A 13,368-nucleotide genomic window follows, 5' to 3' on the forward strand; every position below is an offset into this window, starting at 1 on the left:
TTATTTCAAAGATTTTTTTAGGAATTCTATACCTGCCGCATTTCCGACTAATGCCAAGGATTTTGCCGCTTCAATGCTAACTTGCCAGTCTTTATCGTGCAGACATTCTTTTAAGAGAGAGATAGATATGGAAGTGGTATCTTTTAGTTCTCCCAGAACTCTTGCTGCAGTAGCCCGTATGACTGGATTATTATTTTTTAGTGATTCTCTGACAAGAGGGAGCAATCTATTATCTTGCAATCTTCCTATTATATCCAGAGCTTCTTGTTTTTCAAGAATATCGTTTGAAAGAACGCTCTTTTTTAATGTTCGCAGTGCTTCTTGAGTGGGGCAGTGCATCCATTTATAAAGAAAAGTAGTACCTACAGCAAGGATAATGGCTATGATCGAAAGCAAAATAGACATTTTTTTTACTTTTTTGCCGTGCATAGCCCGTGCTTCCATTAAGTTTGGCAATATATCTTTTTCAAAAGAAGGGGCATTTTTAAGGATTTTTTCGTACATTCTTATGGCTTTCGCCCATTTTTTCTGTCTTAATAATTCTGTCCCCAATTCCATTTCTCTTATTATTGTTTCTTCTTTTGCGACAACTCGTTCAAGGTTTACTAATATTTTATCTGTAGGAACTTTAAGTTTAAGTGCATGACGATATTCTTCCGCCGCTTTAGCGTATTCCAGATTTTTTTCTAATTCTAATCCTTTATTAATAAAGTCGGTTGCTTTTATATATTCTTTTATGTTAACTCCACATTCATTACAAAATGTCCAGTTCTCGGGGCAATTATTTTTCCCACAATATAAACATTTCATTACTTTAACGCCTCCTTTTGACCCTCTTTTTGTAATCGTAAAATACTTTCAGAAGCGGCAAGTCGTACTTTGTAATCGCTATCTTCTTTCATCAGTTTGTTTAGGACAGGGACCATTGATTTATCTCCGGTCTCTCCAAGCGCCCTTGCTGCTTTATATCTAATCTTAGAACTGGAGTGATTCAATGCGGTCTTAAGCACAGGGATAGATGCTGTATCGCCTATGTTTGCTAACTCGTAAGCAGCTCTAAGTTTTATGTCAGTATTCCCGGAGTTCAGTAATTTATGTACTTCAGCGATACCTTTTTTGTCTTTAGCTCCGGCAAGGGCGAAGGCGGCTTCTATACTTATAACACTTTCTTTGTCCGATAGTAATTCCTGCAAGACCGGGATAGAAGTTGGATTCTTCACTTTACCTATTGATTTTATAGCTTCCACGCGTGGTTCAAGCTCTTCTCTTTTTAGTTCTTTTGTTAAAGTTTTAAGACCGAGCGTATCTCCTCTCTTGGCAAGAACTTCTGCGGCGGCAAGTTTTTCTTCCTCAGAGCCTTTTTCCACCGTTGTTCTCAATATATCCATTATACCCGGTTCTTTAATTTCCGTTAAAGTATTTATAGCAAGAAATTTTATACTTTTTGCTCTTTGTGCCGAATCAGCAAGACTCATAAGCCCTATATCAAGAGGTATCTCTTCACCCTGTGCAATTAAAAGTTTTTCTAATGTTTTTATTGGAATATTAACAGTATCTTTTTTGTCAGGAACTTTTTCAAATTTACGTACCATTTTCTCCGGCAATTCTTTAAGAGAGGGCAAAGATGCTTGAGATGGCGCAACTTTACGGAATTTTATGTCTAAATCCGACCTCTCAAGCCTGATTCGTTCTTCCTGTGAACCACCAAATTTTTCCAATGCAGCTTCTATGGCGTAATCTTTTTTCTTTAGATCACCGGCAGGGATTTCTGTTAATCCTTTATCTATACGGTATGTTTTTTTCGTGTCTTCAATTTGTTGCTCGTCCAAGAGAATTTTGCTGTTATCGGTAGAAACTACCTTATTCGGGTTGGGAATAGGTATCTTGGTTTTAACGCTGTCATCCGCCCCTAACAACATAAAAAGAATGAATGTTATCATATTTTTATCTGCTCTTTTTTATAAATTCAATGATTAGCTTAGATGTATTAAGCCTTGTTATTTCTTGTTTTGACTTTAGAAGACTGCGCAAAACATGATTTGTTCTAAACCTGTATTTGCCAAGTTTTAAACTTACTATTGCACTGTAAAGTCGGTTCCATGGCTCAGTTGATATTAAATCTTTTTTTATTAGGGGTAAAATGCTTTTGTCTCCAAGCTGGATTTTTGATAGCGCCAATAAACTTCTTTGCCTTATCTCGGCTACCGAAGGTTCTATATCTGTGAGATCTTCATCTGCAGTTATTGTTGCCAGCCCGCGCACAAGATAAAAAGGACTCAATAAAGGCATTTTATACGTAAGGTTAATGTTTGTCTGGGAAGTCTGAACAAGGTTATTCATAAGGATTTTGTTGATAACTGTTAATTCTTTTGTGGTTAATGTTGTACTGAACCTTCGTAACATAGATGCCGCAAGAACTTTTATATTCTCGGAAGTGTCATTGAGAAGTGGTTTTACAAAAGGTAGCCAGTTGGTGCTGTAATTGTAAAGTATTTCCTTATTGCCTAATAAATTGAATGCATACAAAACTTTGAACCTTGAATCCCTGGAATCGCTTTTCAAAAGAGAATCTATTAAATCTAACCCGTTTGAATATTTTAGGTTAAGCAATAATACGCTCGCGCCTATACGTAAATCAATGTCTTTTGAATCCATAAAATAACTGAGATAGGGTAGAATAGTTGTGTCCCCCCTGTTTGCGAATATCCACGCAGATGCAAGTTTGGCAGATGTGCTCCCGTTATACAATGTAACCCTTAAATCTTTTAATGCGGAATTGTCATCCAGATGAGTTAATGCCGCAAGAGAATAAATCCGCTTCATCTCATTTTCGCTGTGAGAAAGAACTTTAAGAAGAGATCCGCTTTCTTTGTCCCCTCTTAACCCCAGTATTAACGCAGAAGAATTCCTTACGTCCAGATTCGGCGAATTCAATAAACTATGTAACTCCTTCGTGGCAAGAACCGGCAAACTGTTCATATGCCATACCCATGCTCCTCCACAAATAAGAACAACCCCTACAATAATTAAAGCTATTTTACTGCGAATCCGCGCCTTCAACTTTTCCCCTATTAACTCTAACGCTTTTTCAGTGCTGTCATCCGGTAAAAGCGAATGCAATTCAACAAAGGCTTTGTGTGCTCGTAACAAGTGCTCTGACTCAAAAAGCTTCTTCGACTCTTCTTTTAAAAAAGAGATTCTTCCTATTATTGAATCAATTCTTTTTAACTTCTCGCCCGCTTCTTTTACCAGATGCAGAGACTCAATTGCTTCGTATTTGGCTTTTGCTTTTTCGTATTGATACTTTTGCTCAAACTCTTTTGCTTCTGCTAAAAAACGGATTTCCTTTTCATATAGAGAAATGTCAGTGCGGCAGAACTCACAAATTTTATCTTCTGTAGATATAGTTTTTTTGCATACGGCGCATTTTTTGAATAAAGTCTTACCACAGGAAATACAATGCTTTGAATTGTCTATTAACTCCTTATCACAAAAAGGACACTTCATTTTTTTCCTTTCTTTTTCTTCTTACTTCCCCTACTTAACCTTAAACTGTTTCTCTCCAAATGCTATCTTTACAACTTCATCTATATTTTCTACAAAATGAAACCTAAGCCCTTTCCTAACATCAGAAGTAAATTTGTCAACATCTTTTCTATTCCACTTTGGTAAAATTATCGTATGAATGCCTGCCCGCTTTGCCGCAAGTACTTTTTCTCTTATCCCGCCTACAGGTAAAACCTTCCCGCGAAGCGTTATTTCGCCTGTCATTGCTATGCCGGGATTTATCGGTTTGTTCTTTAAAAGAGATATTAACGCCATAACTAACGTTATCCCCGCTGAAGGCCCGTCTTTCGGAGTCGCTCCCTCAGGAACGTGTATGTGAAAAGCGTTGTCGTTGAAAAAATCGGGAGATATCTTATATTTGGACGCTGATGCCCGTACATAAGATAATGCAGCCTGTGCCGACTCTTTCATCACGTCCCCAAGCCTTCCCGTTAAATTAAATTCTTTCTTGCCTTTCATTTTTGTTGCTTCAATAAATAAAATCGTTCCCCCGTCCGCAGTATACGCCAACCCCGTTACTACCCCCGGTTCGCCGGTTCTGGCTTTTAATTCAAAGAAATATTTGTGCGGCCCTATCAAATCAGGAATGCTCTTATCCGTTAATATCGTTTTCCCTTTCTTCCCGGAAGCTACTTCTTTCGCTACTTTCCGCATACAACCTGCAAGCTCCCGCTCAAGGTTTCGCACTCCCGCTTCACGAGTGTAGTTCTGGATTAAATCTCTTACTGCCGTATCCGTGATTTCTATGAGTTTTGAATTAAGTCCGTTTTCTTCAATCTGCCTCGGAATTAAAAATTGTTTTGCTATGTTGACTTTGTCCTCAAGTATGTAACCCGGCAACTCCAGTATCTCCATCCTGTCCTTCAATGCTGGCAAAATCGGGTCAATTATGTTTGCCGTAGTAATGAACATTACTTTCGAAAGGTCAAACGGAACTTCAAGATAATGGTCTGAAAATGTTTTGTTCTGCTCCGGGTCAAGCGCTTCAAGCAGTGCCGCTGTCGGGTCGCCGCGAAAATCCGACCCTACCTTGTCAATTTCATCAAGCATAAAAACAGGGTTATTAGAACCGCATCGGTGTATCCCCTGAATTATTCTCCCCGGTAATGCGCTCACATAAGTCCTGCGATGTCCCCTGATTTCAGCCTCATCACGGACTCCGCCAAGCGAAAAACGTATGAACTTCCGCCCCAGTGCTTTCGCAATAGACATCCCTAATGAAGTTTTGCCTACACCCGGTGGCCCCACAAAACACAAAATCGGCCCCTTGGAATCCGCTTTAAGCTTGCGAACCGCAAGGTACTCAATTATACGTTCTTTTACGTCTTTCAAATCATAATGGTCTGAATCTAAAATCTTTTGCGCTTTCTTTATGTCTAATTCGTCTTTTGTTTCTTTTTCCCACGGCAGCTCGATTAACCAGTCAAGATAAGTCCTGCTTACTGAATATTCGGGCGATGCCGGAGATATTATACTCAAACGGTTAATTTCTTTTTCTACTTTTTCTTTTACCTCTTTCGGGAACTTCGTGGTTTTTATTTTTGATTTTATTTCTTCCAAATCGGCAGTATGTTCGTCTTTTTCGCCTAATTCCTTTTGTATAACTTTTAACTGCTCCCGTAAAAAGTACTCCCGCTGAGTTTTCCCAACCTTCGACTGGACGTCCGAACGTATTTTTTCGCCGAGTGTTAGTATGTTTTCTTCTTTTGCAAGTATAGGAATCAAAGCTTCCAACCGTGCTTTCGGGTCACGGAGCTCAAGCAGTTCCTGCCTTTCTTTTACGTTTAAATTCAAACTGCTTGCTATCGTATCTGCAAGATGGGACGGTGAACTCGTGTTCATTACATATATTTCAAGGTCATCCGTAAGATAAGGCGCAAGCTTGACTATTTTCTGGAATGTGTTTGAAACCGTGCGAACTAACGCCTCAAGCTTTACACCGGGAGTCGGTGTTATGTCGGGAATGCCTTTAATGGCTACCTTCATAAACGGTGTTCGTTCTACGACACTGGTTAACTTTATACGCTCTATACCTTGTGTTACTACACGAATGGTGTTATCCGGGAATTTTAATGTCTTTAAGATTTTGACTGCCGTGCCGATGTGATAGAAATTATTTTCGTTATGTTCGTCTAAATTTGCCGCTTTAAGGGTGAAGGTTCCGACGATTTTGTCGGGAGTGCTTGATATGTGGTCTATTAGTTTTATGGTTTTCTCGTCTTTAACGACAAGAGGCATTGTCATTGTAGGGAAAATGACGGTATCTTCCAATATCAAAACCTCAACGCTTTCAGGTAATTGGGACATCCCGCCCTGTCGCAGATCCCGCTGTGGCGGTGAGCGGTGATTTATTTTTTCCATTAACCCAAATACTACTAAATATCCCCTCAAAAGTCAAGATTTTATTTAGCTGGAGTATTTCCTAAAAAATTAAATTCTTTCTGATGCCAAGCATCAATGTTAAGCAAAGTAGCTGTTTCCCCTTTTTCTTCCTGATATTCTGCCCACTGATTCTCTGATACTCGGATGTCCTATCTCTTCTCTGTGCCCTCTGTAGTGTTGTCATTCTGAGCGTAGCGAACTTGTCCGCCGATCTGTTTGGAGGAGAATCTCTTTTTTTCTTTCTGTTGCAATCAGTTATAGCAAGCCCTTGTCTGTCCGCCGTAGGAGGAGCGTGGTGGCTAAAAATCTGGTTCCTGTGTTTTATCTCGTACATTCTCTTTCAATCCCTGTTAAATTATCTGTTTTCCTTTATCCTGCCTGCCCGCCGGAGGAGGGTTCATCTGCGACAATCCCTGTTTACCTGCCGTAGGCATGGCCTGCCGGCAGGCAGGTGCGTCCAAAAATTGGATTTGGTTTTTCCGTTACTGTCTAAACTATCTACACTATCTAAACCATCTAAACTGTTTCTCCCTTATTTCCTTGACAGAAAACCAAAAGATATATATTTTGTAAGTATGTATCATATAAGAAATTGGATTTTATTTTCTCTCTTTCTCCCCGTAATCTCCTCTAATTCCTTTGCCCAATACCCCGGCTGGACTGTTTATGACACAAGTAATTCAGATTTGCCGAATAATACTGTTTATTCAATAACCATAGAAGGTAAAATAAAATGGATTGGAACTTATCATGGTGGTTTAGCAAAGTTTGACGGAACGAACTGGACTGTGTATAACACAAATAATTCCAACTTGTCGAGTAATACTGTTGGAGAAATAGCAATAGAAGATAGCATAAAATGGATTGCAACTGAATGGGGCTTAACAAAATTTGACGGCACTAACTGGAATGTTTATAAAGAGAGTAATTCAGGTTTACCTAATGATCATATTAATTCAATAGCAATAGAAAACACTGTAAAATGGATGGGCACTTTCGATGGTTTAGCAAAATTCGACGGCACCAACTGGAATGTATATAATCCGGGCAATCCAGGTTTATCGGATAATACTATTTGGTCAATAGCAATAGACGACAGTACAAAATGGATTGGAACTAATGGTAGTGGTTTAGCAAAATTCGACGGCAACAATTGGACCTTTTATGACACGAGTAATTCAGAATTGCCGGATAATTGGATTCATGCAATGGCAATGGAAGGAATCACAAAATGGATTGGTACGGTCAGTGGCGGGTTGGCTAAATTTGATGGCACTAACTGGACTGTGTTTAAAACCTCCAATTCCGGATTGCCTCATAACGACGTTCGCGCTCTCGCAATAGAAGGAAGTAATATCTGGATTGGGACTAATGGTGGTGGTCTTGCAAAATTTGATGGCACTAACTGGACGGTTTATGACACCTCCAATTCCGGATTGCCTCATAACGATGTTCGCGCTCTCGCAATAGAAGGAAACAATATCTGGATTGGAACTGATGGTGGTGGTCTTGCATTATATAATACCACAGGAGTAGAAGAACAGTCGAATTTGGATTTTGGATTTCGGAATTTGGATTTGAAAATAGGTGAAAACCCCTTCTCTCAATCAACCGTCATCACTTATTCTGTTCATCCTAATAACTATTATACTAATACCCTATTAACTATCTACGACCTTTCCGGTCGTTGCGTAAAAACATTAATAAACGAACTTAAACCCGCCGGCTCTTATTCCACAACCCTATCCGCAAACGACCTGAAAACAGGTATCTACTTTCTAACCCTAAATACGAACGGGACAAAAGCTACAAAGAAGTTAATTTTGATTAGATAGACCGAACAAACAAAAAATGAAAAAGATATGGCTAATAATCTTGTTCTTTTGCTCTCTTCGTTCTGAGGCATACTCAGGATGGATGCAATTATATGGGTTCGATTGGAATAGTTTTTCCTCCGTTCAACTTACAAAAGATGGGGGATATATTGCAGGGGGAAGTACAAATTGTACCGGGGATTGGAGCGGAGACCCATTTTTAGTTAAAGTAAACTCTGTGGGGAATACTCTATGGGAAAAGACTTTTATAGATACATTTATACATTATTATGCTAATAAAATTAGTTGTGTTATAGAAACTTCTGATAGCAATTATATAGTTGTAGGTTTTATAGGAAGTTATGCATGGGTTGCTAAAATTACTCCCCTACAAAACACCTTGTGGAGTAAGGTATTTGCGCGTGATACAATAGAAAGTTATTTTTTCTCAGTAGTCGAAACGGATGATAAAAACTATCTTATTGGTGGATTAGCGGGGAGCAGTCATGACCGTTATGATGCATGGCTTGTTAAAATGTCTTCGGATGGCGATACTTTATGGACTAAAAAATTTGGTCAAACAGGAATTGACGAAAACATTTTTAATATTTCTAAAACTATGGATGGAAATTATGTTCTTGCAGGAGCAACCCAAGAGTTTTCCCCTCCTTATTATTGTTACGTTTGGCTTTATAAAGTAAATAGCTCCGGCGATAGTATATGGAGAAAAGACTATAAAGATAGTTTGTATTATCGAGAAATATGTTCAGTGATTCCTACTGTGAATGGAGGATATCTGTTTACGGGACGAATAACTCCTAATGGAGAAGGTCAAAATACGAAAGGATGGTTCGTTAAAACAGGCGCAACAGGTGAAATTATCTGGACAAAAACTCTGGGGGATTCTTTTTCCAATATGTTTTGTTCGGCAAGACAGACATACGATAAAGGATATATCTTAACGGGACATACTTATTCGTATGGAGCAGGGTATGCTGATATTTGGCTTGTTAAGACAGACAGTCTGGGAGATACTACATGGATGAGAACTTTTGGAGATAGCACTACATGCGAAGGGGCAAATGATGTGCAGCTTACAACAGACGGTGGGTATATCTTATGTGGTGATTATTGGGAGCGGTGCGCTGTCCTTATCAAAACTGATTCTCTTGGAAATGTTGCCGTTGAAGAATCTTCCTCTCCAAAATCCAATCCCCCTTCGACTACGCTTAGGGTAAACCAAAACCCATTCTCTCAATCAACACTTATCAGTTATTCTGTCCCTCCTAATAACTATTATACTAATACCCTATTAACTATCTACGACCTCTCCGGACGTTGCGCAAAGACTCTAATAAATGAACAAAAACCCGCCGGATCTTATTCCATAACCCTATCCGCTAACGACCTGAAAACAGGTGTCTATTTTGTGAAGCTGAAAACAGGCAACTATAATATAACAAAGAAGTTAATTCTAATGAAATAAAACGAGAAACTATGACAAAGAACATTGTATTGTCTGTTGTTTTCTTACTCTCTGTTTCCCCTTGTATTTACGCTTCCTCTAATTCGCCTTGGGGAGTCAATGCCTTATGGGATGCTACCTCTCCCGGAAATTCCAATGATAAATGTAAAGATTACAACAAACAACTCGATTCTCTCCTGTCCGGAGGTTTTTCCTGGATAAGACCGGCAAATATGCCGGAATGCGAATCGCAGGCGAATGATTTTAGATTCGACCGGCAGGATTCCATCGTTAATTTTGCTCATAGACCCGCTTTTGATACATTACAAAATTTTATCTCTTCCCATTCCGGAAAATACGTTAATCTATAAACAAATGAATATATTTTTAATATTACTTCTGTGCTTTTCTAAAAATACCGAATTCCTTGTGAATGATGACTCAACCGGCGGATGTCCCCAAACTTATCCAAATGTTGCAATAGACAAAAAAGGTAATTTTTTTATGACGTGGGAAGACTACCGCTCTACGGATTATGATGGCGATATTTATTGCCAAAAATACAGTGCCGACGGGACTCAGACAGGATTAAGTTTTAAAGTTAATAGTGACGAAGGTGGAATATCTTTGCAACACTGGGGACAATGCAGCCCTGTGATTGCAACGTCTGATTCGCAAAGTTTTATTATAGTATGGGAAGATTGGCGAAACGGCGAACCGGATATTTTCTATCAATTATACGATACAGATGGGAATCCACAAAGAGGAAATATTAAAGTAAACGATGATGCAAATAACAAACAACAATTTTATCCTTCAATTGCAATGTCCACTTCCGGTAAATTCATAATTGTGTGGGAAGATTGGCGGGATGACAATGCGAATATTTATGGCCAATTATATGACTCAATCGCTACCCCTTGCGGAGGAAATTTAAAAATAAATGAGAATACGTCTAATAAAAATCTTTTCCCTTCCGTAGCAACTCTATCTACCGGTAATTTTATGGTAGTCTGGGAAGACTATAGAAATGGCAGCGCAGATGTGTATGGACAAATATATAATAACGGCACTCCAATTGGAAATAACTTTAAAATAAATATCGACACTGCTGGTTATCAAGGCAAACCCTGCATATCTTCGGTAAATAATAACGAATTTATAGTTGTATGGGAAAGCGAAAATATAAATTCAAATATATGTGCTCAATTATATGATTTGTCCGGAACCCCTTGCAAGACTAATTTTACTATAATGTCTAAAGGAAAATATCCCTTGGTTAAAGGAAACAATTCCGGATATTTCATAACAGTTTGGGAAAATAGTGTAATGAATAACTCCATACTTTATAAAGTATGGAATTCATCCGGGGATTCTTGCACCTCGGAATTGATCGCTACATCAGGAACGAAAGCAAATTCTCCTCGTGTTGCCCTGAATGATTCCGGAATTTTCATTATAACATGGATAGATAATAGAGAAAATAATCCGGATGTTTATTATCAGAAATTTGTTCTCCCCGGTAATGTTATTGGAACACAAAATAAAGTAAATGACGATTACGCCTCTCCGTGTCAGGACTTTCCTGCAATTGCAATGGACAGTATGGGTAACTCTGTAATAGTATGGTATGATTACAGAAATGGTGCTATAGATACTTATAACGACCCGGATATCTATTGCCAAAAATATACTTCAACCGGAGTTGCTAAGGAAAATAATATCAGAATAAATGATGATGGGACGGGAAATCCGCAAATATTCCCGACACTTTCTATGAATTCTAAAGGGGATTTTGTAATAGTATGGGAAGATAAAAGAAATGGTAATTTCAACATATACGGGCAAAGAGGCGCTTTTAACCAAACGGGTTTATCGACAGGAAACTTCAGAATAAGTACGGGAATATATCTTAATGCCTGGCCGACAGTGGCAATAAATAATTCGGGAAATTTTGTCGTGTTCTGGAATAATTGGCAAGGGGGTAGAATTACGGTTCTTGGACAAAGGTATGATTCTGCAGGCATTCCCATTAATGGAATTTTTGAGGTTTATGGGAAGAGAAGCTTTGATAGAATGCTTCCTGCCGTTGCAATGTATGATTCCGGAAACTTTGTAGTTGCCTGGGTAGATAATGGGCAAGATATTTATGCCCAATTATATGATAAAATAGGAAACCCTGTGGGAGAAAATTTTAAAGTTGATGATGCCCTTACTACAAATGAATGCTTATTCATTTCAGTTGCCACGGATAAAGGAAAATATTCTCCTTCCTATGGCAATTTTATTGTTGTATGGGAGGATAAAAGAAATGGAAGTTGGGATGTTTATGGGCAAATCTTTAATCCTGATGGCTTTCCTATTGGTAATAATTTTAGAGTTAATGATGATAATATTTCCGGAAGAAACCATGAAAATCCATCTATAGCAATAGATGATTCCGGTCGGTTTGTTGTTGCGTGGACGGACTTCAGAAGCCAGAGCGGAGATTTAAATGTAATGGCTCAATGCTATGAATCTAGCGGTATTGCAATTGGAAATAATAGCCCGATTAATCAAGATATGTGGTGGGGAAATCACCAGTGGACATGGAAAAGTATAGCAATGGGAAATGAATTAATAGGATTCGCATGGCTTGATAATCGTAGGTTGAAAAGCTGGGATGTATATGCAAAAATTACTGATTGGAAGAATATAGTTGTTGAAGAAAATGATTATCATCAGAATAAGATGTTTTCTATGCTTGCAAATCCTTGCATAAATAAAATTATTATAAAATCTGTCTCCTCAGGAATTGATAATGATATAAGTTTTGAATTGTATGATATTGTGGGAAAGTTTTGCCAAATATTGTCCCCGGATAATGAAAACTGTAACTGTATGACTTTTTCTGTCCCTAAACTTGTTTCGGGAATATATTTCCTAAAAATAAAACAACTTACAAAAAATACATACATCAAAACCCTAAAAGTTGTAGTCTTAAAATAATATTAACTATCGCTCAACCGCCTAATCTCTTTTAATCTGATAGACATGTGTCCGGTCGAACATCTTTTATCTGTTTGTTAATCCTGTCAATCTGCGTCCAAAACTTTTATCTGTTCTTCCGTTTTTCGTGTCCCTGCCTACCGCAGGCAGGTGTGAAATCTTGTGGTTCCAATCTGTTTCCCCTGTCTATGTTTTTGTCCCTGATGTTCTGATCCACTGATAATCTGCACTCTGATTTTCTGATACTCTGATATACTTTCTATCTTCCCTTTGCGGGCGGAGTTTACCCCGCTGTGGCGGGGTGGTTATAATCTCTTATTCGTGGTTTATATTTAGTGGAATTTTGTGCTTTAGTGTCTTTGTGGCGGGACTTTTATTTTAAAAACCCCGCGCCTGGAGGGACTCGAACCCCCAACCGTCCGGTTCGTAGCCGGATAGTCCCCGCCCGCCGTTCAGACTATTTATTGGAGTTACTTGATAGGCGGGCCCGCCCGCCGAAGGAGGGTATCCAAATTGAGCTACATCATATTTATCTTATCGTGGCCTTTAGTTTTTCTCTGCCATTTCCTGATTTCCAGTATTTTTCTACCACTCTCGCTTCCGCACGATTTTTACATTCCTGGATATATATTATTTTCCAAGGCATATATCCTTTTGTCGATTTCGTCTTTCCGGAGTTATGCTCTTGTAATCGTTTTTCGGGACACTCTGACATTCCAACATATAATCTATTTTCGTTGTTTGCGATTACATAAACATACATACTTAAAATTTTAGAGGATAAAAACCCCGCGCCTGGAGGGACTCGAACCCCCAACCGTCCGGTTCGTAGCCGGATACTCTATCCAATTGAGCTACAGGCGCATCATTTCCATTTATACTTTCTGTTATCTATATCCCCTGTAGCCGGATAGTCCCTGTCTGCCGAAGGCGGATATCCAACCTGCATGCCAATCTCTTTGGCATGTTGAGCTACAGGCGCATCATTTGAATTTCTTGGTCTATTTTTCTCTGATCCGCTGATTCTCTGGTCTTCTGATAAACATACACCGCCTGGGACTTGAACCCAGAACCCTCGGATTAAGAGTCCGATGCTCTGCCAATTGAGCTAGCGGTGCATAAATCTTAATTCCTATTTCTCTATACGTTAAA

At 38.8% G+C, this 13,368-nt stretch carries 9 protein-coding genes and 2 tRNA genes; 4 read left to right on the top strand and 7 right to left on the bottom strand.

Going from position 1 to position 13,368, the window contains the following annotated elements; all coding sequences use genetic code 11:
* The 4 genes from WC614_06085 to lon are packed head-to-tail and all read right to left on the bottom strand — an operon-like array spanning position 1 to position 5,928.
* Positions 1–810, bottom strand: a complete 810-nt coding sequence (locus tag WC614_06085) for a HEAT repeat domain-containing protein (protein MFA5032571.1) — start codon at positions 808–810, stop codon at positions 1–3.
* Positions 810–1,940, bottom strand: coding sequence for a HEAT repeat domain-containing protein (locus tag WC614_06090; GenBank protein ID MFA5032572.1), 1,131 nt, complete (start codon positions 1,938–1,940; stop codon positions 810–812). The genes WC614_06085 and WC614_06090 overlap by 1 nt, the downstream gene beginning before the upstream one ends.
* Before the next feature lie 4 nt (positions 1,941–1,944).
* The gene (locus tag WC614_06095; protein ID MFA5032573.1) at positions 1,945–3,507 is read right to left on the bottom strand and encodes a zinc ribbon domain-containing protein; all 1,563 of its coding nucleotides are present in this window, start codon (positions 3,505–3,507) and stop codon (positions 1,945–1,947) included.
* 30 nt (positions 3,508–3,537) lie between these two features.
* Entirely contained in the window at positions 3,538–5,928 is a 2,391-nt protein-coding gene (gene lon, locus WC614_06100) for an endopeptidase La (GenBank protein MFA5032574.1), read from the bottom strand.
* Positions 5,929–6,524: 596 nt separating this feature from the next.
* On the opposite strand from lon, the gene WC614_06105 reads away from it, so the two are divergent.
* The 4 genes from WC614_06105 to WC614_06120 are packed head-to-tail and all read left to right on the top strand — an operon-like array spanning position 6,525 to position 12,216.
* On the top strand, positions 6,525–7,784 hold the full coding sequence (locus WC614_06105; GenBank protein MFA5032575.1) for a T9SS type A sorting domain-containing protein: 1,260 nt from the start codon (positions 6,525–6,527) through the stop codon (positions 7,782–7,784).
* A gap of 16 nt (positions 7,785–7,800) precedes the next feature.
* A complete protein-coding gene (locus WC614_06110; protein MFA5032576.1) occupies positions 7,801–9,249 on the top strand; it encodes a T9SS type A sorting domain-containing protein in 1,449 nt (482 codons plus the stop codon).
* An 11-nt stretch (positions 9,250–9,260) separates the two neighbouring features.
* Positions 9,261–9,599, top strand: a complete 339-nt coding sequence (locus WC614_06115; GenBank protein MFA5032577.1) for a hypothetical protein — start codon at positions 9,261–9,263, stop codon at positions 9,597–9,599.
* A gap of 4 nt (positions 9,600–9,603) precedes the next feature.
* Positions 9,604–12,216 carry a hypothetical protein gene (locus tag WC614_06120; protein ID MFA5032578.1) on the top strand — a complete coding sequence of 871 codons (2,613 nt, stop codon included), beginning with the start codon at positions 9,604–9,606 and terminating at the stop codon, positions 12,214–12,216.
* Between the two features lie 529 nt (positions 12,217–12,745).
* On the opposite strand, the gene WC614_06125 is transcribed toward WC614_06120, so the two are convergent.
* The 3 genes from WC614_06125 to WC614_06135 all read right to left on the bottom strand — a co-directional run bounded on the left by WC614_06125 (position 12,746) and on the right by WC614_06135 (position 13,334).
* On the bottom strand, positions 12,746–12,979 hold the full coding sequence (locus tag WC614_06125) for a GIY-YIG nuclease family protein (GenBank protein ID MFA5032579.1): 234 nt from the start codon (positions 12,977–12,979) through the stop codon (positions 12,746–12,748).
* A 27-nt stretch (positions 12,980–13,006) separates the two neighbouring features.
* Positions 13,007–13,080 (bottom strand) — tRNA-Arg (locus WC614_06130).
* A 181-nt stretch (positions 13,081–13,261) separates the two neighbouring features.
* Positions 13,262–13,334: transfer RNA gene (locus WC614_06135), tRNA-Lys, on the bottom strand.
* Between the last annotated feature and the right edge of the window lie 34 nt (positions 13,335–13,368).

It is taken from the genome of bacterium (genome assembly GCA_041649255.1).
Classification (GTDB): domain Bacteria; phylum Hydrothermota; class UBA3073; order JACQXS01; family JAQTXJ01; genus JAQTXJ01.

What these genes read in the sequence shown, in the direction of transcription:
- WC614_06105 (MFA5032575.1), top strand. Translation starts at nt 6,525, where the DNA reads ATGTATCATATAAGAAATTGGATTTTATTTTCTCTCTTTCTCCCCGTA.
- lon (MFA5032574.1), bottom strand. Translation starts at nt 5,928, where the DNA reads ATGGAAAAAATAAATCACCGCTCACCGCCACAGCGGGATCTGCGACAG.
- WC614_06110 (MFA5032576.1), top strand. Translation starts at nt 7,801, where the DNA reads ATGAAAAAGATATGGCTAATAATCTTGTTCTTTTGCTCTCTTCGTTCT.
- WC614_06115 (MFA5032577.1), top strand. Translation starts at nt 9,261, where the DNA reads ATGACAAAGAACATTGTATTGTCTGTTGTTTTCTTACTCTCTGTTTCC.
- WC614_06120 (MFA5032578.1), top strand. Translation starts at nt 9,604, where the DNA reads ATGAATATATTTTTAATATTACTTCTGTGCTTTTCTAAAAATACCGAA.
- WC614_06090 (MFA5032572.1), bottom strand. Translation starts at nt 1,940, where the DNA reads ATGATAACATTCATTCTTTTTATGTTGTTAGGGGCGGATGACAGCGTT.
- WC614_06125 (MFA5032579.1), bottom strand. Translation starts at nt 12,979, where the DNA reads ATGTATGTTTATGTAATCGCAAACAACGAAAATAGATTATATGTTGGA.
- WC614_06095 (MFA5032573.1), bottom strand. Translation starts at nt 3,507, where the DNA reads ATGAAGTGTCCTTTTTGTGATAAGGAGTTAATAGACAATTCAAAGCAT.
- WC614_06085 (MFA5032571.1), bottom strand. Translation starts at nt 810, where the DNA reads ATGAAATGTTTATATTGTGGGAAAAATAATTGCCCCGAGAACTGGACA.